General features: G+C 55.1%; 21 protein-coding genes and 1 pseudogene. 18 read left to right on the top strand and 4 right to left on the bottom strand.

Going from position 1 to position 21,782, the window contains the following annotated elements; genetic code table 11:
- Positions 1-157: 157 nt before the first annotated feature.
- From rpoH to HF650_RS22235, 3 genes are all read left to right on the top strand, one after another.
- Positions 158-1,015, top strand: coding sequence for an RNA polymerase sigma factor RpoH (rpoH, locus tag HF650_RS22245; RefSeq protein WP_187800384.1), 858 nt, complete (start codon positions 158-160; stop codon positions 1,013-1,015).
- 148 nt (positions 1,016-1,163) lie between these two features.
- Complete coding sequence (locus HF650_RS22240) at positions 1,164-2,429, top strand: 4-aminobutyrate--2-oxoglutarate transaminase (protein ID WP_187800383.1); 1,266 nt, start codon at positions 1,164-1,166, stop codon at positions 2,427-2,429.
- 241 nt (positions 2,430-2,670) lie between these two features.
- On the top strand, positions 2,671-3,774 hold the full coding sequence (locus HF650_RS22235; RefSeq protein WP_187800382.1) for a branched-chain amino acid ABC transporter substrate-binding protein: 1,104 nt from the start codon (positions 2,671-2,673) through the stop codon (positions 3,772-3,774).
- Between the two features lie 130 nt (positions 3,775-3,904).
- On the opposite strand, the gene panM is transcribed toward HF650_RS22235, so the two are convergent.
- Entirely contained in the window at positions 3,905-4,288 is a 384-nt protein-coding gene (gene panM / locus HF650_RS22230) for an aspartate 1-decarboxylase autocleavage activator PanM (protein ID WP_187800381.1), read from the bottom strand.
- A 517-nt stretch (positions 4,289-4,805) separates the two neighbouring features.
- Here panM and HF650_RS25435 point away from each other — a divergent pair.
- The 11 genes and pseudogenes from HF650_RS25435 to ugpQ all read left to right on the top strand — a co-directional run.
- Positions 4,806-5,098, top strand: a pseudogene (locus tag HF650_RS25435) (hypothetical protein); the annotation flags it as partial.
- A gap of 20 nt (positions 5,099-5,118) precedes the next feature.
- Positions 5,119-6,045 carry a high-affinity branched-chain amino acid ABC transporter permease LivH gene (livH, locus tag HF650_RS22225; RefSeq protein WP_023482039.1) on the top strand — a complete coding sequence of 309 codons (927 nt, stop codon included), beginning with the start codon at positions 5,119-5,121 and terminating at the stop codon, positions 6,043-6,045.
- On the top strand, positions 6,042-7,319 hold the full coding sequence (locus tag HF650_RS22220; protein WP_187800380.1) for a high-affinity branched-chain amino acid ABC transporter permease LivM: 1,278 nt from the start codon (positions 6,042-6,044) through the stop codon (positions 7,317-7,319). The genes livH and HF650_RS22220 overlap by 4 nt, the downstream gene beginning before the upstream one ends.
- Positions 7,316-8,083 carry a high-affinity branched-chain amino acid ABC transporter ATP-binding protein LivG gene (gene livG / locus HF650_RS22215; RefSeq protein ID WP_023482112.1) on the top strand — a complete coding sequence of 256 codons (768 nt, stop codon included), beginning with the start codon at positions 7,316-7,318 and terminating at the stop codon, positions 8,081-8,083. The genes HF650_RS22220 and livG overlap by 4 nt, the downstream gene beginning before the upstream one ends.
- A gap of 1 nt (position 8,084) precedes the next feature.
- Positions 8,085-8,798: a high-affinity branched-chain amino acid ABC transporter ATP-binding protein LivF gene (gene livF / locus HF650_RS22210; protein ID WP_023482055.1), complete on the top strand. Its 714-nt coding sequence runs from the start codon at positions 8,085-8,087 to the stop codon at positions 8,796-8,798.
- Positions 8,799-9,384: 586 nt separating this feature from the next.
- Positions 9,385-9,540 (top strand): type I toxin-antitoxin system Hok family toxin, encoded by a 156-nt coding sequence (locus HF650_RS22205; RefSeq protein WP_023482078.1) that lies wholly within the window; start codon positions 9,385-9,387, stop codon positions 9,538-9,540.
- A 282-nt stretch (positions 9,541-9,822) separates the two neighbouring features.
- Complete coding sequence (gene ugpB, locus HF650_RS22200) at positions 9,823-11,139, top strand: sn-glycerol-3-phosphate ABC transporter substrate-binding protein UgpB (RefSeq protein WP_187800379.1); 1,317 nt, start codon at positions 9,823-9,825, stop codon at positions 11,137-11,139.
- A gap of 97 nt (positions 11,140-11,236) precedes the next feature.
- Positions 11,237-12,124: a sn-glycerol-3-phosphate ABC transporter permease UgpA gene (gene ugpA / locus HF650_RS22195; protein WP_187800378.1), complete on the top strand. Its 888-nt coding sequence runs from the start codon at positions 11,237-11,239 to the stop codon at positions 12,122-12,124.
- The gene (gene ugpE, locus HF650_RS22190) at positions 12,121-12,966 is read left to right on the top strand and encodes a sn-glycerol-3-phosphate ABC transporter permease UgpE (RefSeq protein ID WP_187800377.1); all 846 of its coding nucleotides are present in this window, start codon (positions 12,121-12,123) and stop codon (positions 12,964-12,966) included. Before ugpA ends, ugpE begins: the two co-directional genes overlap by 4 nt.
- A gap of 1 nt (position 12,967) precedes the next feature.
- Complete coding sequence (locus HF650_RS22185; RefSeq protein WP_187800376.1) at positions 12,968-14,041, top strand: sn-glycerol-3-phosphate import ATP-binding protein UgpC; 1,074 nt, start codon at positions 12,968-12,970, stop codon at positions 14,039-14,041.
- A complete protein-coding gene (gene ugpQ, locus HF650_RS22180; RefSeq protein WP_187800375.1) occupies positions 14,038-14,778 on the top strand; it encodes a glycerophosphodiester phosphodiesterase in 741 nt (246 codons plus the stop codon). Before HF650_RS22185 ends, ugpQ begins: the two co-directional genes overlap by 4 nt.
- Here ugpQ and HF650_RS22175 read toward each other — a convergent pair.
- Positions 14,775-15,260, bottom strand: coding sequence for a DUF2756 family protein (locus tag HF650_RS22175; RefSeq protein ID WP_187800374.1), 486 nt, complete (start codon positions 15,258-15,260; stop codon positions 14,775-14,777). The genes ugpQ and HF650_RS22175 overlap by 4 nt on opposite strands.
- Before the next feature lie 123 nt (positions 15,261-15,383).
- Here HF650_RS22175 and ggt point away from each other — a divergent pair, with 123 nt between their 5' ends.
- Positions 15,384-17,144, top strand: coding sequence for a gamma-glutamyltransferase (gene ggt / locus HF650_RS22170; protein WP_187800373.1), 1,761 nt, complete (start codon positions 15,384-15,386; stop codon positions 17,142-17,144).
- Between the two features lie 36 nt (positions 17,145-17,180).
- On the opposite strand, the gene yhhY is transcribed toward ggt, so the two are convergent.
- Both yhhY and HF650_RS22160 read right to left on the bottom strand, forming a co-directional pair.
- Positions 17,181-17,672 (bottom strand): N-acetyltransferase, encoded by a 492-nt coding sequence (yhhY, locus tag HF650_RS22165; RefSeq protein ID WP_187800372.1) that lies wholly within the window; start codon positions 17,670-17,672, stop codon positions 17,181-17,183.
- A 217-nt stretch (positions 17,673-17,889) separates the two neighbouring features.
- Positions 17,890-18,498, bottom strand: a complete 609-nt coding sequence (locus tag HF650_RS22160) for a polymer-forming cytoskeletal protein (RefSeq protein ID WP_187800371.1) — start codon at positions 18,496-18,498, stop codon at positions 17,890-17,892.
- Between the two features lie 237 nt (positions 18,499-18,735).
- On the opposite strand from HF650_RS22160, the gene HF650_RS22155 reads away from it, so the two are divergent.
- From HF650_RS22155 to gntR, 3 genes are all read left to right on the top strand, one after another.
- Entirely contained in the window at positions 18,736-19,773 is a 1,038-nt protein-coding gene (locus HF650_RS22155; RefSeq protein ID WP_187800370.1) for an oxidoreductase, read from the top strand.
- 123 nt (positions 19,774-19,896) lie between these two features.
- On the top strand, positions 19,897-20,592 hold the full coding sequence (locus HF650_RS22150; RefSeq protein ID WP_023482050.1) for a pirin family protein: 696 nt from the start codon (positions 19,897-19,899) through the stop codon (positions 20,590-20,592).
- A 104-nt stretch (positions 20,593-20,696) separates the two neighbouring features.
- Positions 20,697-21,692 (top strand): gluconate operon transcriptional repressor GntR, encoded by a 996-nt coding sequence (gene gntR / locus HF650_RS22145; protein ID WP_187800369.1) that lies wholly within the window; start codon positions 20,697-20,699, stop codon positions 21,690-21,692.
- Positions 21,693-21,782 lie beyond the last annotated feature (90 nt).

Raw genomic sequence — 21,782 nt, 5'->3', positions numbered from 1 at the left:
TGTGCGTAATTTATTCACACGCCTACAAGGAACTTGTGGATAAAATCACTGTCTGATAAAAAAGTGAATGCTATTCTCGTTGCTCAAAAATGCTGGCATGTTTGTTGCCTGATGGGGACAGACCGCCGCCAGTGGAAAGTGAATTGAGAGGATTTGAATGACCAAAGAAATGCAAACTTTAGCTTTAGCCCCTGTTGGCAACCTGGAATCTTACGTCCGGGCCGCTAACGCATGGCCGATGTTGACGGCCGATGAAGAGCGGGCGCTGGCTGAAAAGCTGCATTACCAGGGCGATCTGGAAGCAGCGAAAAAGCTGATCCTGTCTCACCTGCGCTTTGTTGTTCATATTGCTCGTAACTACTCGGGCTATGGTCTGCCGCAGGCAGATCTGATCCAGGAAGGAAATATCGGCCTGATGAAAGCGGTACGCCGCTTCAACCCTGAAGTCGGTGTGCGTCTGGTCTCTTTCGCCGTGCACTGGATCAAAGCTGAGATCCACGAGTATGTGCTGCGCAACTGGCGTATCGTGAAAGTCGCGACCACCAAAGCACAGCGTAAGCTGTTCTTTAACCTGCGTAAGGCCAAACAGCGTCTCGGCTGGTTTAACCAGGACGAAGTCGACATGGTCGCCCGCGAACTGGGCGTGACCAGTAAAGACGTGCGTGAAATGGAGTCGCGTATGGCGGCCCAGGACATGACGTTTGATATGTCTTCCGATGACGATGCGCAGGACGGCCAGCCGATGGCACCGGTGCTCTACTTACAGGACAAAACATCTAACTTTGCTGACGGCATTGAAGATGATAACTGGGAAGAGCAGGCAGCCAACAAGCTGACCGATGCGATGCAGGGCCTCGACGAACGTAGTCAGCAGATCATCCGCGCCCGTTGGCTGGACGAAGATAACAAGTCCACGCTGCAGGAGCTGGCCGACCGATACGGCGTCTCCGCCGAACGCGTACGCCAGCTTGAAAAGAACGCGATGAAAAAACTGCGCGCCGCTATCGAAGCGTAAGCGCCAGCCGCAAACAGACCGGGTCAGCGAAAGCTCACCCGGTTTTTTATTATCTGAATTTCCTCTTACTCCCGGTGCTGGTTAAAACGTCGACTTAACGAAGGCGCTATATACTTACTCTGTGGGTTGGCACAGAGAGGGGAAAAAGGTGAAGAATAGTGAATTACATCAGCGGCGTGTAGACGCGACGCCGCGCGGGGTTGGCGTGATGTGTGGCTTCTACGCCGAGAAAGCAGAAAACGCCACGCTGTGGGATGTGGAGGGCAATGAGGTGATTGATTTTGCCGCCGGGATCGCGGTGTTAAACACCGGCCATCGACATCCGAAAGTAATGGCGGCAGTCGAAAAACAGCTCCAGGCCTTTACGCACACCGCGTATCAAATCGTTCCTTACGAAAGTTATATCACGCTTGCCGAGCGTATCAACGCGCGCGTCCCCATTGCTGGCGCGGCAAAAACCGCCTTCTTCTCTACCGGTGCCGAAGCGGTTGAAAACGCCGTAAAAATCGCCCGCGCTTATACCAAACGCCCCGGCATTATCGCCTTTGGCGGCGGCTTTCACGGTCGTACCTTTATGACCATGGCGCTGACGGGAAAAGTCGCGCCTTACAAAATCGGCTTCGGGCCGTTTCCCGGTTCGGTTTATCACGCCCACTATCCAAATGAACTGCACGGCGTCAGCACTGAACAGGCGCTGCAAAGCCTGACGCATCTGTTCAAAGCCGATATCGCGCCCGATCAAGTCGCCGCGATCCTGTTAGAGCCGGTACAGGGCGAAGGGGGCTTTAATATCGCTCCGCCAGAGTTTATGCAGGCGCTGCGTACGCTGTGCGACAGCCACGGCATTCTGCTGATCATCGACGAGGTGCAGAGCGGTTTTGCCCGTACCGGCAAACTCTTCGCCAGCGAGCACTATGCCATCAAACCCGATCTCATCACTATGGCGAAAAGTCTGGCGGGCGGTTTACCGCTCTCGGCGGTTGCCGGGCGTGCCGAGGTGATGGATGCGCCCGCGCCGGGCGGCCTGGGGGGGACTTATGCCGGTAACCCACTGGCGGTGGCGGCTGCACATGCGGTGCTGGATGTGATTGAAGAGGAGAAGCTGTGCGAACGCGCGAACCAGCTGGGTAAAGATCTGGTAGAAGTGCTGACCCATGCGAAAGCGCACTGCCCGCATATTGCCGATATCCGTGCACAGGGCTCGATGGTGGCGGTCGAGTTTGGGGACCCGCAAACCGGCGCGCCGTCGCCGGAATTCACCAAACAGGTGCAAGATAAAGCTCTTCAGGCCGGGCTGCTGCTGCTCAGCTGCGGGGTCTATGGCAACGTTATCCGCTTCCTCTATCCGCTGACCATCCCTGACGAGCAGTTCCGCAAAGCGCTGGATATTATCCAGCGGTCGCTAAGGCAGTAATTATTCAGCCGCCTTATGGGCGGCTTTATCACGTTCTGGCATCGCTCTGCAGCATAACCTGCAAAATTGCTATTCCTTATTCCATAAAATGGGGTATGTTTTAGCAGAGTATGCTGCTTACAGGGCACTATTCTGCACAATAACAAATATCATATTCTTTGCTTAGGGTAATAAGCGAAGCAATATTCCAGATAACAACATCACAACAATTGCAAAAACCATAACAATGGGGAAACTCAGGATGAAAATGAAGGGCAAAGCGTTACTGGCAGGATGTATTGCGTTAGCAATGAGCAACGTGGCATTCGCCAAAGATATCAAAGTTGCCGTTGTCGGTGCGATGTCCGGTCCGGTTGCGCAGTATGGCGATCAGGAATTTACCGGTGCTGAGCAGGCCGTTGCCGATATCAACGCCAAAGGCGGCGTCAAAGGCGACAAACTGGTGGTGGTGAAATATGACGATGCCTGCGACCCGAAACAAGCGGTAGCGGTAGCTAACAAAGTGGTTAACGACGGCATCAAATATGTTATCGGCCACCTCTGCTCCTCTTCCACTCAGCCAGCGTCCGACATTTATGAAGACGAAGGCATCCTGATGATCACGCCTGCGGCCACTGCCCCTGAGCTGACCGCGCGCGGTTACAAACTGACGCTGCGTACCACCGGCCTCGACTCTGACCAGGGCCCGACCGCGGCGAAATACATTCTCGATAAGGTGAAGCCGAAGCGCATCGCCATCATTCATGATAAGCAGCAGTATGGCGAAGGCCTGGCGCGCGCCGTGCAGGATGGCCTGAAAAAAGGCAATGCCAACGTGGTCTTCTTTGACGGCATCACCGCCGGTGAAAAAGATTTCTCCACGCTGGTTGCACGTCTGAAGAAAGAGAATATCGACTTTGTTTACTACGGCGGTTACCACCCGGAAATGGGGCAGATCCTGCGCCAGGCACGTGCGGCTGGTCTGAAAACCCAGTTTATGGGGCCGGAAGGTGTGGCAAACGTCTCCCTCTCTAACATCGCCGGTGAGTCTGCCGAAGGGATGTTAGTCACCAAGCCGAAGAACTACGATCAGGTACCGGCGAACAAACCGATTGTGGATGCCATCAAAGGCAAGAAACAGGATCCGAGCGGCGCGTTTGTCTGGACCACCTACGCCGCGCTGCAGTCGCTGGCTGCGGGCCTGAACCAGTCTGACGATCCGGCGGAAATCGCCACCTACCTGAAAGGCCACTCTGTTGAAACCGTAATGGGGCCGCTGTCGTGGGATGAGAAGGGCGATCTGAAGGGCTTTGAGTTCGGCGTCTTTACCTGGCATGCGAACGGTACCGCGACCGACGCGAAGTGATGAGTAACCCATAGTCGCCTTGCGCGCCGCAGGTATTCGCCCCGGTCGCTTACGCCTGTAAGCTGCCGGGGATAAACGGCTGCCTGCGACGCGACATTCCGCTCAAGCATTACCCACACAGCCCGTTTTTTTAGCGCTTTTCCCAACCATCTTGCTGCGCGGTAAAGCCGAGCGCTTGGGCAAAGGCAGCCATCACGGCGCGATCTTCAACACCGGTATCGGCGATCCACCAACTGGTCATTGCCGGATTATCGCGGATCACCTCTTCCACCAGGTATTGCCCGACGCCGCGACGGCGAGTGACATCCCGCACACGCAGCGAATCCAGCGCGCCTTCGGTGCCGCGCAACGTCACACGCACGGCGGCCAGCAGGCGGTCATTAAACCGCGCGGCGTAAATACGGTGCGTGTCGTCAATATCAAGAGCGGCGGGGGAATATTCCGGCCAGATTTTCGCTAAATCGATCTGATCCTGCTCGCTGAAACTGGTCAGCCGGATAATGGTTAATTTCATCTACCGTTTGTCCAAAACATGAAACAGGGTGTGAGTGTAAACAATTTCACCCGTCGTGGTCTGAGACTTTTTTATTTTTAATACAACAGGTGAATAGTTTTAACGCAGCGACTGGCATAGCCAGAAACGTCAGAGATCGAAAAAGATACAGCATTTTAACCTGACGAAGGGCGTTTTCTTCCGCGTATAATCCCATTATTTTATGCTGGAAGCTGCGCTTTTAGATGTTTATCTCGCGCTGAATACAGAATATTATCTCTGTTTAATCGCCTGAAAAATAGAGTATTTAGTGTGGTTTACGCCAAAAAACCGCGCTAACTCATTAAAGGCACTGGTAAAAATAGCATTGTGCATTAAAAGTACAGAATGCTTTTTGACCGTATAAAAACAATATTTTCACACAACATCACAAACGGGGTAGCAGACATGAAAAGGCACGCGAAAAGATTTGTCGCGGGAATGGTTGAAAGCCGGTCATGGCAACGCGGTCTTGTTTAAAGGTACTACCGTCAGGTAACGAGTTTTTTCTGCGCTTCACGCACATCTAAAAAAAGAAAATATCGTCTTTGTCTACTACGGTGAATATTAACCGGATAGTAGAGAGATGCTGCGCTGGGCGCGCTGAAACGAGCCGCTGACCTGATTAACGCATTAAAAGCCAACGGGGCTAAAACCGAGACAGGGCCGCTGAACTGGGATGAAAAAGGCGATCTGAAGGGATTTGAGTTTTGTGTCTTCCAGAGACACGCCGATGGTTCGTCTTGTGTGGCAAAGCCACAGTCATCCCTCTCTTTGGACGAAAATCTTTAGAGATTTAAGAAGGTTAAGTTATGTCTGAGCAGTTTCTCTATTTCTTGCAGCAGATGTTCAACGGCGTCACGCTGGGCAGCACGTACGCCCTGATCGCCATTGGTTACACCATGGTGTACGGCATTATCGGCATGATTAACTTCGCCCATGGCGAGGTCTACATGATCGGCAGTTACGTCTCCTTTATGATTATCGCCGCACTCATGATGATGGGCATCGACTCAAGCTGGCTGCTGGTCGGAGCCGGTTTTGTCGGCGCGATTATCATCGCCAGCGCCTACGGCTGGAGTATCGAGCGTGTCGCCTACCGCCCGGTGCGCAGCTCCAAGCGTCTGATTGCGCTTATCTCCGCCATCGGCATGTCCATTTTTCTGCAAAACTACGTCAGCCTGACGGAAGGCTCGCGCGACGTGGCGTTGCCAAGCCTCTTCAACGGCCAGTGGACTATTGGCAGCAGCGAAAACTTTGCCGCCTCCATTACCACCATGCAGCTGGTTATCTGGATCGTCACCTTTGTCGCGATGCTCGCGCTAACCCTTTTTATCCGCTACTCCCGCATGGGGCGCGCCTGCCGCGCCTGCGCTGAAGATCTAAAAATGGCGAGCCTGCTCGGTATCAACACCGATCGTGTTATTGCGCTGACTTTTGTGATCGGCGCAGCGATGGCGGCAGTGGCTGGCGTGCTGCTCGGCCAGTTCTATGGCGTGATCAACCCTTACATTGGCTTTATGGCGGGTATGAAGGCCTTTACCGCCGCGGTGCTTGGCGGTATCGGCAGCATTCCAGGCGCGATGATTGGCGGGCTCATCCTCGGAGTAGCAGAAGCGCTCTCTTCGGCATATCTGAGCACGGAGTATAAAGATGTGGTCTCGTTCGCGCTGCTGATTGGCGTCCTGCTGGTGATGCCGACCGGCATCCTTGGTCGCCCGGAGGTAGAGAAAGTATGAAACCGATGCATTTTGCGATGGCGCTGCTCTCTGCCGCCATGTTCTTTATCCTCGCGGGTGTCTTTATGGGCGTTCAGCTGGAGCTGAATGGCACCAAACTGGTGGTCGATAATGCGGCGGATATCCGCTGGCAGTGGATCTTTATCGGCACTGCGGTGGTCTTTTTCTTCCAGTTACTGCGCCCTGTTTTCCAGAAGAGCCTGAAAGGCGTTTCGGGGCCGAAATTTGTTCTGCCCGCTATCGATGGATCTACCGTTAAGCAGAAGCTTTTCCTGCTGGCGCTGTTGGTGATTGCCGTAGTGTGGCCGTTTATGGTGTCGCGCGGCACCATTGATATTGCCACCATGACGATGATCTACATCATCCTCGGTCTTGGGCTGAACGTGGTTGTTGGCCTTTCTGGGCTGCTGGTGCTGGGTTATGGCGGTTTTTACGCCATCGGTGCTTACACCTTTGCATTGCTGAACCACTATTACGGGCTTGGCTTCTGGACCTGTCTGCCGCTGGCGGGGCTGGTCTCTGCCGCTGCCGGTTTCCTGCTGGGCTTCCCGGTGCTGCGCCTGCGCGGTGACTATCTGGCGATTGTGACGCTGGGCTTCGGTGAGATTGTGCGCATTCTGCTACTGAACAACACCGAAGTGACCGGCGGGCCAAACGGCATCAGCCAGATCCCGAAACCGACGCTGTTTGGCCTTGAGTTTAGCCGTACAGCGCGTGAAGGCGGTTGGGATACCTTCAGCAACTTCTTCAATGTGAAATACGATCCGAGCGACCGCGTAGTGTTCCTCTATCTGGTGGCGCTGCTGCTGGTGGTGATAACGCTCTTCGTCATTAACCGCCTGCTGCGTATGCCGCTGGGCCGCGCGTGGGAAGCACTGCGTGAGGATGAGATCGCCTGCCGCTCGCTGGGCCTTAACCCGACGCGCATCAAGCTGACGGCATTTACCATCAGCGCCGCGTTCGCCGGTTTTGCCGGGACGTTGTTTGCCGCGCGCCAGGGCTTTGTCAGCCCGGAATCCTTTACCTTCGCCGAGTCCGCCTTTGTGCTGGCGATAGTCGTTCTGGGCGGGATGGGCTCGCAGTTCGCGGTGATCCTCGCCGCTATCCTGCTGGTGGTCTCGCGTGAACTGATGCGTGATTTCAATGAGTACAGCATGTTAATGCTGGGTGGTTTGATGGTGCTGATGATGATCTGGCGTCCGCAAGGCTTGCTGCCGATGACGCGTCCGCAGCTGAAATTGAAAAACGGCCAGGCAAAAGGAGAGCAGGCATGAGTCAGCCACTGTTATCGGTAAATGGCCTGATGATGCGCTTCGGCGGTTTGCTAGCGGTTAACAACGTCTCGCTGGAGCTGCGCCCGCAGGAGATTGTCTCGCTGATTGGCCCGAACGGCGCGGGAAAAACGACGGTCTTCAACTGCCTGACGGGGTTCTATAAACCTACCGGCGGCACCATTATGCTGCGTGATCAGCATCTCGAAGGGCTGCCAGGCCAGCAAATCGCGCGTATGGGCGTTGTGCGCACTTTCCAGCATGTGCGTCTGTTCCGTGAAATGACGGTGATTGAGAACTTACTGGTGGCGCAGCATCAGCAGTTAAAAACCGGGCTCTTCTCTGGCCTGTTGAAGACGCCGGCGTTTCGCCGTACGCAGAGCGAAGCGCTCGATCGCGCCGCGACCTGGCTTGAGAGGATCGGTTTGTTAGCCCACGCCAACCGCCAGGCCAGCAATCTGGCTTATGGCGATCAGCGCCGTCTGGAGATTATTCGCTGCATGGTGACGCAGCCGGAGATCCTGATGCTGGATGAACCGGCGGCAGGGTTAAACCCGAAAGAGACCAAAGAGTTGGATGAGCTGATCGTCGAGCTGCGTAACCATCACAACACCACCATCCTGCTGATTGAGCATGATATGAAGCTGGTGATGGGGATTTCCGACCGTATCTATGTCGTTAACCAGGGGACACCGCTGGCCAACGGGACGCCGGAAGAGATTCGTAACAACCCGGACGTGATCCGCGCTTATCTGGGTGAGGCATAAGATGGAAAACGCAATGTTATCTTTCGACAAAGTTAGCGCCCACTACGGCAAAATCCAGGCGCTGCACGAGGTCAGTCTGCATATTAATCAGGGAGAGATCGTGACCCTGATTGGTGCCAACGGTGCAGGGAAAACCACCTTGCTCGGCACGCTGTGCGGCGATCCGCGCGCCACCAGTGGCCGCGTGGTGTTTGATGGTAAAGATATTACCGACTGGCAAACGGCGAAGATTATGCGTGAAGCAGTCGCGATCGTGCCGGAAGGCCGCCGCGTCTTCTCGCGGATGACCGTGGAAGAGAACCTGGCAATGGGTGGCTTCTTTGCCCACCGCGATCAATACCAGACGCGTATTAAATGGGTGTATGAACTCTTCCCACGCCTGCATGAACGCCGCATACAGCGCGCCGGCACTATGTCCGGTGGCGAGCAGCAGATGCTGGCGATAGGCCGTGCGCTGATGAGCCAGCCGCGCCTGCTGCTGCTGGATGAGCCGTCGCTCGGGCTTGCACCGATTATCATTCAACAGATCTTCGACACCATTGAGCAGTTGCGTAAAGAGGGGATGACCATCTTCCTCGTGGAGCAAAACGCTAACCAGGCGCTGAAGCTCGCCGATCGCGGCTATGTGCTGGAGAACGGGCATGTGGTGCTCGAAGATACCGGTGATGCGCTACTGGCGAATGAAGCGGTGAGAAGCGCTTACCTCGGCGGCTAACACGTTGAAGTAAAAAAATAAAAACCGGCCTCGCAAGGGCCGGTTTTTTTCTGAAAAATGCACTTTAGCCATACGCAGCGAGAGGGGCCGGAACAGGATGCGGGGGCGCTTGAGGCTTTTTGCCTCATGACTGTGCTTTAAGACGTTATGCAGAAATGATGTGAGGCAGAAAGATGAAAGCCCCGAGTCAATTTTTCAATTAACCCGAGGCTACACTAACGCATCAGCAACGTCAGCGTAGCCTTTTACCTGCTGAAAGGCAAGGAAGTGAGGCTGCGCAAATAAGGGCTTCCTGGTTCGCCGGGAAGCCCTTATTTATTAGTGAAAACAGTAACATCAGCGATCGGGTTTAAATCTGAAAAACATATTTCAGCCATGAAGTATGGCATGTGACCGGGATATGATGCGGGCGGCGCTTGAGGCTTTTTGCCTCATGGCTGTGTTGTATTAAGACGTTATGCAGAAATGTTGTGAGGCAGAAAGAGGAAAGCCCCGAGTCAATTTTTCAATTAACCCGAGGCTACACTAACGCCCAAGCAACGTCAGCGTAGCCTCTTACCTGCTGAAAGGCAAGGAGTTATAGGCTATGAAAATCCCGCAAACTTTTATCTGCTGCGTGTTTATTCTCTGCTTCACGCTGTTGATATTCACCTACCTGACCCGTAAATCCCTGTGCGAGCTTCGCTACCGGGATAAGGAGAGAGAGGTGGCGGCTTTGATGGCTTACGAATCCGGTAAGTAGCGACCTGGGGCAGGGAGCAATCCCTGCCTTTCAGGTGCGATGATGTTGTTGCAGCGTTGCCTTCGAGCGCCGCTTAAAGGGCTTCCTGGTTCGCCGGGAAGCCCTTTGTCTGGGTCGCCATTTTTCCTTCATCTTTCCATCACGTGTGCGACACATCCCTGACGCCTGGCTGTCATGTTTTTGTAATTAAAAAGTTATTTTTCTGTCATTCGAGCGTGTCATGTTACCTCGCGAGCACAAAACGCGTGATATCGCGCATCCCGTATAACAAGAGAGAGCACAATGACGACGTTACGACATACAGCTTTGGGTCTGGCGCTGGGATTTGTTTTTGCTGGCAATGCCATGGCCGTAACCACTATCCCGTTCTGGCACTCCATGGATGGCGAGTTAGGTAAAGAGGTCGACTCCCTGGCGCAACGTTTTAATGATACCCATCCCGACTACAAAATCGTTCCGGTCTATAAAGGCAACTACGAGCAAAACCTGAGTGCCGGCATTGCCGCCTTCCGCACCGGCAATGCGCCAGCGCTGCTGCAGGTTTACGAGGTTGGCACCGCAACGATGATGGCTTCTAAAGCGATCAAGCCGGTTTACGAGGTCTTTAAAGATGCGGACATCACCTTTGACGAAAGTCAGTTTGTGCCGACCGTTGCGGGTTACTACACCGATTCAAAAACCGGTCATCTGCTCTCTCAACCCTTTAATAGCTCCACACCGGTGCTTTATTACAATAAAGACGCTTTCAAAAAAGCGGGCCTGAACCCGGATCAGCCGCCGAAAACCTGGCAGGATCTGGCGGCTTACACTGCAAAGCTGAAAGCGGCGGGCATGAAGTGCGGTTACGCCAGCGGCTGGCAGGGTTGGATCCAGATCGAGAACTTTAGCGCCTGGCACGGTCTGCCGGTCGCCACTAAAAACAACGGCTTTGACGGTACCGATGCGGTGCTGGAGTTCAATAAGCCGGAGCAGGTGAAACATATCGCCATGCTGGAAGAGCTGAATAAGAAGGGCGAATTCAGCTACTTTGGGCGTAAAGATGAATCCACCGAGAAGTTCTACAACGGTGATTGTGCTATCACCACCGCCTCATCCGGCTCACTGGCAGATATTCGCCACTATGCGAAATTCAACTACGGTGTCGGCATGATGCCGTACGATGCCGATGTGAAAGGCGCGCCGCAAAACGCCATTATCGGCGGGGCCAGCCTGTGGGTAATGAAGGGCAAAGATGACGCGACCTACAAAGGCGTGGCGCAGTTCCTCGACTTCCTGACCAAACCAGAAATCGCTGCCGAGTGGCATCAGAAAACCGGTTATCTGCCTGTCACCAAAGCCGCATACGATCTGACACGTCAGCAGGGTTTCTACGATAAAAACCCGGGGGCGGATATCGCCACACGTCAGATGCTAAACAAGCCGCCGTTGGCCTTCACCAAAGGGCTGCGTCTGGGCAATATGCCGCAGATCCGCACCGTGCTTGATGAAGAGCTGGAGAGCGTGTGGACCGGTAAGAAGACGCCGCAACAGGCGCTGGACTCAGCGGTTGAGCGCGGTAACCAGTTGCTGCGCCGCTTCCAGCAGTCGACCAAGTCTTAATGTATTAAGGGCCGGATAAGCGCAGCGCTTGTCCGGCCTGTAACTCGGTCAATCTATCGCGTCGCCGCCCTCCGGCATTTTCAAAAAGAGTCTCACTATGTCCTCATCCCGTCCGGTGTTTCGTTCACGCTGGCTACCCTATCTGCTCGTCGCGCCGCAGCTGGCAATCACGGTGATTTTCTTTCTCTGGCCCGCAGGCGAAGCGCTGTGGTACTCCGTGCAGAGCGTTGATCCTTTTGGCCTCTCCAGCCAGTTTGTCGGGCTGGATAACTTTACCGCGCTGTTTCACGACAGCTACTACCTCGACGCCTTCTGGACAACAATCCGCTTTAGCGCGATGGTCACCTTCAGCGGCCTGCTGGTTTCGCTGTTCTTTGCCGCGCTGGTGGATAACGTGGTGCGCGGCAGCCGCATCTACCAGACCTTGATGCTGCTGCCCTATGCCGTTGCGCCTGCGGTTGCCGCCGTATTGTGGATCTTTCTCTTCAATCCCGGACGCGGGTTGATTACCCACTTCCTTGGGCAGTTTGGCTACGACTGGAACCATGCGCAGAACAGCGGTCAGGCGATGTTTCTGGTGGTGTTCGCCTCGGTCTGGAAGCAGATAAGCTACAACTTCCTCTTCTTCTTCGCCGCGTTACAGTCTATTCCCCGCTCGCTGGTGGAAGCTGCCGCCATTGATGGTGCAGGGCCCATTCGCCGTTTCTTCAAACTTTCACTGCCGCTGATCGCACCGGTAAGTTTCTTCCTGCTGGTGGTCAACCTGGTTTACGCCTTCTTCGATACGTTTCCGGTTATCGATGCGGCGACCGCCGGTGGCCCGGTGCAGGCAACCACCACGCTGATTTATAAAATTTATCGCGAAGGGTTTGCCGGGCTGGATCTCTCCACCTCTGCGGCGCAGTCGGTGATCCTGATGGTGCTGGTGATTGTGCTGACGGTGGTGCAGTTCCGCTATGTCGAAAGTAAGGTGCGCTACCAATGATTGAGAATCGCCCAGGGCTGACGCTGTTCAGCCATATCATGCTTATCATAGGCGTTGCGGTGGTGCTGTTTCCGCTCTACGTCGCCTTTGTCACCGCCACGCTTGATATCAACGCGGTGTACGACACGCCGATGACGCTGATCCCCGGCGGCCATCTGTGGGAGAATCTGCGCGCGATTTGGGTTAACGGCGTCGGCCCCCACAGCGCACCCTTCTGGCTGATGCTGACCAACAGCTTCATCATGGCGCTAGTGATAACCGTAGGGAAAATTTCAGTTTCCATCCTCTCGGCCTTCGCCATCGTCTGGTTCCGTTTCCCACTGCGAAACCTCTTCTTCTGGATGATCTTCAGTACCTTGATGTTGCCGGTAGAGGTGCGCATCTTCCCGACGGTGGAAGTGATCGCCAACCTTAAGATGCTCGACAGCTATACCGGCCTGACTTTACCGCTAATGGCCTCTGCCACCGCAACCTTTCTCTTCCGCCAGTTCTTTATGACCCTACCGGACGAGCTGATGGAAGCCGCGCGTATTGATGGCGCTTCGCCAATGCGCTTTTTTCGCGACATTGTCCTGCCGCTGTCGCGCACTAATCTTGCGGCGCTCTTCGTCATCACCTTTATCTACGGCTGGAATCAGTATTTATGGCCGTTGTTGATTATCAGCGATGTCAACCTGGGCACCGCCGTGGCGGGCGTTAAAGGGATGATGTCGAGCGGCGAGGGCACGACGCAGTGGAACCAGGTGATGGCCGCGATGCTGCTGACGCTGATCCCCCCGGTTGTTATCGTTTTAACCATGCAGCGCGCCTTTGTGCGCGGTCTGGTCGACAGTGAGAAATAAGATGTCATCTCTAAAATTACAGGCAGTGACAAAAAGTTGGGACGGCGGTAAAACGCAGGTGATTGAGCCGTTAACGCTGGATGTTGCCGACGGCGAATTCATCGTTATGGTGGGTCCATCCGGGTGCGGAAAGTCGACGCTGCTGCGTATGGTTGCCGGGCTGGAGCGCGTCTCCGGCGGTGATATCTGGATTGACCGCCAGCGCGTCACGGAGAAGGAGCCGAAAGATCGCGGCATCGCGATGGTATTCCAGAACTATGCCCTTTATCCGCACATGAGCGTGGAGGAGAACATGGCCTGGGGGCTGAAAATCCGCGGCATGGGCAAAACGCATATTGCCGGACGCGTGGCGGAAGCGGCACGCATTCTGGAGCTTGAGGGGCTGCTGAAGCGTCGCCCACGCGAGCTCTCCGGCGGTCAGCGCCAGCGCGTGGCGATGGGGCGCGCCATCGTGCGCGATCCAGCGGTGTTCCTGTTTGATGAACCACTCTCTAACCTGGATGCCAAACTGCGCGTACAGATGCGCCTTGAGTTGCAGCAGCTGCACCGCCGCCTCAACACCACCTCGCTCTATGTGACTCACGATCAGGTGGAAGCGATGACGCTGGCACAGCGGGTGATGGTGATGAACAAAGGCGTTGCCGAGCAGATCGGTACGCCGGTTGAGGTATATGAGAAACCGGCCAGCCGTTTTGTGGCAAGTTTTATTGGCAGCCCGGCGATGAATTTACTCGATGGGCAGATCAGCCAGTCGGGTACTCACTTTGAGCTGGCAAGCGGCATGGCGCTGCCGATTAACTGGCACTATCGCGGCTATGCCGGACGGAAAATGACGCTGGGTATCCGCCCTGAACATATTGCGCTAAGCTCACAAGCCGCAGGCGGCATACCGCTGGTGATGGATACGCTGGAGATGCTCGGCGCGGATAACCTGGCCCATGGTCGCTGGGGTGAGCAGAAGCTGGTGGCGCGTCTGTCGCACCAGGAGCGCCCCGCGCCCGGCAGTACGCTGTGGCTGCATCTGGCGGAACATCACCTGCACTTATTCGATGGTGAAACAGGACAACGCGTATGAATAACTGGCCCTATCCCCGCATCGTCGCCCATCGCGGCGGTGGAAAACTGGCTCCGGAAAATACCCTTGCGGCGATCGATGTCGGTGCCAGATATGGCCACACGATGATCGAATTTGACGCCAAGTTATCGAAAGATGGGCAGATCTTCCTGCTGCATGATGACAACCTGGAGCGCACCAGTAATGGTTGGGGCGTGGCGGGCGAGCTGGCGTGGAGCGATCTGCTGAAGGTCGATGCCGGGAGCTGGTACAGCGGTGAGTTTAAAGGCGAGCCGCTGCCGCTGCTGTCAGAGGTCGCGCAGCGCTGCCAGCAGCATGGCATGATGGCGAATATCGAAATCAAACCGACAACTGGCACCGGTCCGCTGACGGGCAAAGTCGTCGCGCTTGCCGCCCGCGAGTTGTGGTCAGAGATGACCCCGCCGCTGCTCTCGTCGTTTGAGATCGATGCGCTGGAAGCGGCGCAACAGGCCGCACCGGAACTGCCGCGCGGTCTGCTGCTTGATGCCTGGCGCGATGACTGGCAAGAGGTGACTGACCGTCTGGCCTGCACCTCGATTCATCTCAACCATAAACTGCTTGATGAGGCGCGCGTTCGCATGCTGCGCGACGCCGGTCTGCGCATTCTGGTTTATACGGTGAATCAGCCGGCGCGCGCGGCGGAATTGCTGGCGTGGGGCGTCGATTGCATCTGCACAGACAATATCGACGCTATCGGGCCCCACTTCGGTGCTTAAGGCGTGGGCGGCGTGCTGTGCAGCATGCCGCCGCTTTGCGTTTGGGTCTGCGGCAGCATATGCGGCTGCTGCAGGGTCGAACCGCTGGCGCTGTTTTGCGGATGTAACATCCCGCCGCCGCTACTGCTCTGCTGGTTTAGCATCCCGCCACCGCTACTGCTGCCCTGGCTTAACATCCCGCCGTTGCTGTTGGGGAGCACTTGCTGGTGGGCGGGGTCGGGCTCCCCCGGCTGAGCCTGCCTTATTCGCTGTGAATTATCGTTCATCTGCATTTGCAGGTTCTGCTGCTGCTGGCGGCTCTGTGTCTGCTGCTGCTGTTTCAGTAACCCTTGCTGCTGCTGTTGCTGGTTGAGCATTTGCGTCTGCATTCGCTGCTGGCTGGGCACGACATACCCCGGCTGATTCGGGTTATTGGTCGGGTTAAGCGGCTGTGCGAAAGCGGTAAAAGGCAGCAGAGCTGCCACAATCACAAGGCGTTTCATTCTCATCTCCTCCCGTTGAGGCCTGCCCTTAAGTTTAGTCGCATTCCTGCATGACCATGATTTTTTGCCCATTGTGAACCAGACTTAAGCGGGAACTGTAACCCCTCTTTGTGGAGAACGACGATGATCAAACAGCAGTTTGCGCGTTGGGCGGCGATTGCCGCGCTGACGGCGGGAGCATGTTTCAGTGTCGGCGCAGCGCCGCCGCCTGCTCAGGCGCCCGCGCCAGCCCCCGTTTCATATGGGGTAGAAGCCGATGTCTTTCATCCGGTAGTGGCCCATCAAGGGATGGTGGCCTCGGTGGATGAAGCCGCGACCCGCGTGGGTGTAGAGATCCTCAAAGAGGGGGGTAATGCGATCGATGCGGCGGTTGCGGTCGGCTATGCGCTGGCGGTGACCCATCCGCAGGCGGGCAACCTGGGCGGCGGCGGGTTTATGATGATCCGTACCAAAGAGGGTAAGGTCACGGCGATCGATTTCCGCGAAATGGCACCTGCAGCCGCCACGCGCGATATGTTTCTCGACGATCAGGGCAACCCGGACAGCAAAAAATCGCTGACCTCCCATCTCGCTTCCGGCACGCCTGGCACGGTCGCCGGCTTCTCGCTGGCGCTGGAGAAGTATGGCTCGCTGCCGCTGAAAAAGGTGGTGCAACCCGCCATTAAACTGGCGAAGCAGGGTTTCACGGTTAACGATGCGCTGGCGGACGATCTCAAAACTTACGGCAGTGAAGTGCTGCCGAACCACGACACCAGCAAGGCGATCTTCTGGAAAGAGGGGGAGCCGCTGAAGAAGGGCGACAAGCTGGTGCAGGCCAACCTCGCGAAGAGCCTTGAGCTAATCGCGGAAAAGGGGCCGGATGGTTTTTATAAAGGCACAACGGCAGAGCAGATCGCCCAGGAGATGAGCAAAAACGGCGGGCTGATCACCAAAGAGGATCTTGCCAGCTACAAAGCCGTTGAGCGTACGCCGGTGAGCGGCGACTATCGCGGTTATCAGGTCTACTCTATGCCGCCACCATCGTCTGGCGGGATCCATATCATTCAGATCCTCAACATCCTGGAGAGTTTCGACCTGGCGAAATATGGCTTCGGCAGCGCCGATGCGATGCAGGTGATGGCGGAAGCGGAAAAATATGCCTACGCCGACCGTTCTGAATACCTCGGCGATCCCGATTTTGTGAAAGTGCCATGGCAGGCGCTGACCAGCAAAGCGTACGCCAAATCCATCGCTGAGCAGATCGATGTGAATAAAGCGCGCCCCTCCAGCCAGATCCGCCCCGGAAAACTGGAACCTTACGAGAGCAACCAGACCACCCACTTCTCAGTGGTGGATAAAGAGGGTAACGCCGTTGCGGTGACCTACACGCTGAACACCGTGTTTGGCAGCGGCATTGTGGCCGGTAATACCGGCATTCTGATGAATAACGAGATGGATGACTTCTCAGCCAAACCGGGCGTGCCCAATGTCTATGGTCTGGTAGGTGGTGATGCGAATGCTATCGGGCCGGGCAAGCGTCCGCTCTCATCGATGTCGCCGACGATTGTGTTGAAAGATGGCAAAACCTGGCTGGTCACCGGTAGCCCTGGCGGCAGCCGGATTATTACTACCGTGCTGCAAATGGTTGTCAACACCATTGATTATGGAATGAACATTGCCGAAGCGACCAATGCGCCGCGCTTCCATCATCAGTGGTTGCCGGACGAACTGCGCGTGGAGAAGGGCTTTAGCCCTGACACCCTGAAACTGCTGGAGCAGAAGGGGCAGAAGGTGGCTGTGAAAGCCTCTATGGGCAGTACGCAGAGCATTATGGTTGGGCCGGATGGCACGCTGTATGGTGCGTCCGATCCGCGTTCGGTAGATGATTTAACCGCAGGATATTAAAGAAATTTCCCTCTCCCGCACGGGAGAGGGATAGTTTTACCGCTTCATACGCGCCATATAGTACGAATCGACATATTCGCCGTTACGCAGTGAATGGCGTTTCGCGGTGCCTTCCACTTCAAAACCATACTTACGGTAGACCGTTAGCGCGGGTGCGTTATCGGCATATACCGACAGCTCAATGCGGTCGATGCGCAGCCAGTTATCACACAGTTGCACCATCTCGTTGATTAACGCGCTGGCGATACCACGGTTTTGAAAATGAGGCGCAACCATAATGCCAAAGCTGGCGACGTGGCTGCGGCGCGGGTTTTGCTCAACCATCAAACCAAGATGGCCTGCCACCTGCTCATCAAGCGTGGCGATCAGATCCCGGCGGCCCGGCTGCGGCGTCAGGCGTTTATGCCAGTGGTCGGAAGAGGGATGAGGTAGCTGGAGTAGGTTTTGATACACCTCGGGCTGCGCGTAAATCTGTCGTAACGGTTCGACATCGTGCATTTCAGCGTGGCGTATCACTATCTCGCTCATCCTGCTTCTCCTGTTGGTTGGGTTAGCCTTCACATTCCGGTCTTTCAGGCGAAGCGTCAACTGCCATTTTTTGTCACAGGGGGTAGACAAGTGCGAATGATAATGATTATTATTGCCATGCATTCAGGGGAACCGTACGGCAATCCTGAAAGCACGACATTGCTCACATTGCTTCCAGTATTTCTTAGCCAGCCGGGTGCTGGCTTTTTTTTACCTGTTATTCAGCGGCTCGCTTCTTCTCTTTCTCAACGCTTAATTTCGCGATTGGCGCGGTGAGTTTCGCCTGGCCTGAGAAGGTACCGCCTTTCTTGATGGTCAGCGCGCTGTAGGTCAACGTGCCGTTGATGTTGCCATTCTCTTCGATATTCAACATTTCGCTGTTGCACTCGCCGTTCACCGTGCCGTCGATAAATAGCTCGCGGCAGACAAGATTACCTTCAACCACGCCATTACGCATGATACGGATAATGTTGTCTTTTGCTTCGATATTGCCGGTAAGCGTGCCGTAAATATGCACTTGCCCGCTTGAGGTAATATTGCCGACAAAGGTGGTACCGCTGGCGACAACTGTGTTCTGCTTCTCATCGCGCAGCGTCTCTTTTTCATTAACCAGTGAGGGCGTAATCGGTTGTAGTGGAGGCGTTTTTGGGGTTTTCTCTTTACCAAACATAGCGTTAACCTGATGTTGTACAAAATGTAAGAAGAAGCCGAGAAGCGTTAGCGATGCCGCAACTTGTGCCCAGAGCCGTGCATCAATGCACCAGCTCCCCAGCGCGAAGGCCCAAAAAGCAAGAGCGAGATTTAAATACCAGTAGTGCTTATCCATGCTGTATTGCGCGCAACTCCCTGCGTGGTGGGTGCTTCTGACTCATGAAAGGGGCAAACGGATATTGCCGCGTGTTTTATGCGCGAATTAGGGGAGGCGATCAAGAGCGCGAAAGAAAAATCGGAATTTATAAATGGCTAAAAAACATAACAATAATCGATAAATAAGACGTTCTTGTTTCAGCTCTCGCCGGGCCTGGTCTAAGGTAAAAAGAGATATTCTGCAAAGGACGACACGATGACTCTACATTGCGCATTTATTGGATTTGGTAAAAGCACTACCCGATATCACCTGCCTTATGTCCTCAATCGTAAAGCCAGCTGGCATGTGGCGCACATTTTCCGCCGCCATCCGAAGCCACAGGAGCAGCACCCCGATTATCAGCACATTCACTTCACCAGCGACCTGGACGAGGTGCTTAACGACCCGCAGGTCAAACTGGTGATTGTCTGCACCCATGCCGATAGCCATTTCGACTATGCGAAACGCGCGCTGGAAGCGGGGAAAAACGTGCTGGTCGAGAAACCTTTCACGCCAACTATGGCGGAAGCGGTCACGCTGTTTGAGCTGGCGAAAAGCAAAGGCCTGACGGTAACGCCCTATCAGAATCGCCGTTTCGACTCCTGCTTCCTCACCACCAAAAAGGTGATTGAGAGCGGCAAACTGGGCGAGATTGTTGAGATCGAAAGCCACTTTGACTATTACCGCCCGGAAGCGGAAAGCAAGCCGGGTCTGCCGCAGGATGGCTCGTTTTACGGCCTTGGCGTGCACACTATGGATCAGATTATCTCGCTGTTTGGCCGCCCGGATCACGCCGCCTATGACATTCGCAGCCTGCGCAACAAAGCCAACCCTGACGATACGTTTGAAGCGCAGCTCTTCTATGGCGATCTGAAAGCGATTGTGAAAACCAGTCACCTGGTGAAAATCGATTACCCGAAATTTATCGTCCATGGCCGTAAAGGCTCATTCGTTAAATATGGCGTCGATCAGCAGGAGACCAGCCTGAAAGCCAATATCATGCCGGGCGATGCGGGATTTGCCGCAGACGACAGTGTGGGCATTCTGGAGTACGTCAATGACGCGGGCGAAACGGTGCGTGAAGAGATTGCGCCTGAGCCAGGCGACTACGGACGCGTCTACGATGCGCTGTATGAAACGCTGACGAACGGCGCGGAAAATTACGTCAAGGAAACTGACGTTCTTACCAACCTTGAGCTGCTGGAACGCGCCTTTGAGCAGGCGTCGCCTGCAACGATAACCCTCGCCAAGTAAGGGAATATGGCTCCTCTGCGCTTGTTCACTTTTTTTGAACAGAGGAGTCAATTTTCCCCCTCTATGATTGGGCAATAATTGCGTCCACACTTACCCCATCGAAAACAGACGGGGTAAAAAAAGATGATCTTCTTACGCAAAGCAAATGACCGCGGCCACGCTAACCATGGCTGGCTGGACTCCTGGCACACCTTCTCGTTTGCTAACTATTACGATCCGAACTTTATGGGTTTTTCAGCGCTGCGCGTGATTAACGATGACGTTATTGATGCGGGGCAGGGCTTTGGTACCCACCCGCATAAAGATATGGAGATCCTGACATATGTGCTGGAAGGCGCGGTAGAGCACCAGGACAGCATGGGTAACAAAGAGCAGGTTCCGGCGGGCGAATTCCAGATCATGAGCGCCGGCACCGGAGTGCGTCACTCTGAGTACAACCCGAGCAAAACCGACCGTCTGCGCCTGTACCAAATCTGGATCATCCCGGAAACTAACGGTATCGAGCCGCGCTACGAGCAGCGCCGCTTCGACGCCACGCAGGGCAAACAGCTGGTGCTTTCACCGGATGCCCGCGACGGTTCGCTGAAAGTGCATCAGGATATGGAGCTTTACCGCTGGGCGCTGCTGAAAGATGAGCAATCTGTGCATCAGATTGCCGCCGAGCGCCGCGTCTGGATCCAGGTTGTGAAAGGTGAAGTCACCATTAATGGCACCAAAGCGACCACCAGCGATGGCCTCGCTATCTGGGATGAGCAGGCAATCTCGGTTCATGCGGACAGCGATAGCGAAATCCTGCTCTTCGATCTGCCACCGGTGTGATGTGGCGTAAATAAACGCGCAATCCTGGGGTTTTTGACCGCAAGATTGCGCATTGTCCGTGATAAACTGCGCACCCCCTCTCTTTTGCGTAAATTATCAGGGCGATGAAAAAGAAAAGACCCGTACTACAGGATGTGGCCGATCGCGTAGGCGTGACCAAAATGACGGTCAGCCGTTTTTTGCGTAACCCGGAACAGGTTTCCATCGCTTTACGTGGCAAAATCGCCGCCGCCCTTGATGAACTGGGTTATATCCCTAACCGCGCGCCCGATATTCTCTCTAACGCTACCAGCCGCGCCATTGGCGTACTGCTTCCCTCTTTAACGAACCAGGTTTTCGCTGAAGTGCTTCGCGGCATTGAAAGCGTTACCGACGCGCACGGCTATCAAACCATGCTGGCGCACTACGGCTACAAAGCGGAAATGGAGGAGGAGCGACTGGAGTCGATGCTCTCATGGAACATTGATGGCTTAGTCCTCACTGAACGCACCCACACGCCGCGCACGCTAAAAATGATCGAAGTGGCAGGCATTCCGGTCGTTGAGTTGATGGACAGCAAATCCCCCTGCCTCGATATTGCCGTCGGCTTTGATAACTTCGAGGCCGCCCGGCAAATCACCGCCGCCATTCTTGCGCGCGGCCATCGTCGCGTTGCCTATCTCGGTGCACGTCTGGATGAACGTACTATCATCAAACAGAAGGGGTACGAGCAGGCGATGCTGGATGCGGGGCTGACGCCGTACAGTGTGATGGTGGAACAATCCTCCTCTTATACCGCCGGCATTGAGTTGATGCGCCAGGCGCGCCGCGAGTATCCGCAGCTTGATGGGATTTTCTGTACTAACGATGACCTTGCCGTCGGTGCTGCCTTTGAGTGCCAGCGTCTGGGGCTGAAGATCCCACAAGATATGGCGATTGCCGGGTTCCACGGGCATGACATTGGTCAGGTGATGGAACCGCGTCTGGCAAGCGTGCTGACGCCGCGTGAACGCATGGGGCGCATCGGTGCGGAACGGCTGCTGGCGCGTATCCGTGGTGAAGAAGTTACGCCAAAGTTGTTAGATTTAGGTTTCACTTTGTCACCGGGTGGATCTATTTAGTCTGACAAATTTGACGTAGCTCACACTTATTTATCTCTGGCCACTGTGAATATTGCTTCTCTGGGATCGCGGCAGGACAATGTTACCGAT

It is taken from the genome of Kosakonia sp. SMBL-WEM22, from assembly GCF_014490785.1.
Taxonomy (GTDB): Bacteria; Pseudomonadota; Gammaproteobacteria; order Enterobacterales; family Enterobacteriaceae; genus Kosakonia.
Note: the sequence above shows the minus strand (reverse complement) of the source record. Positions and strands in the feature narration are given on the sequence as shown.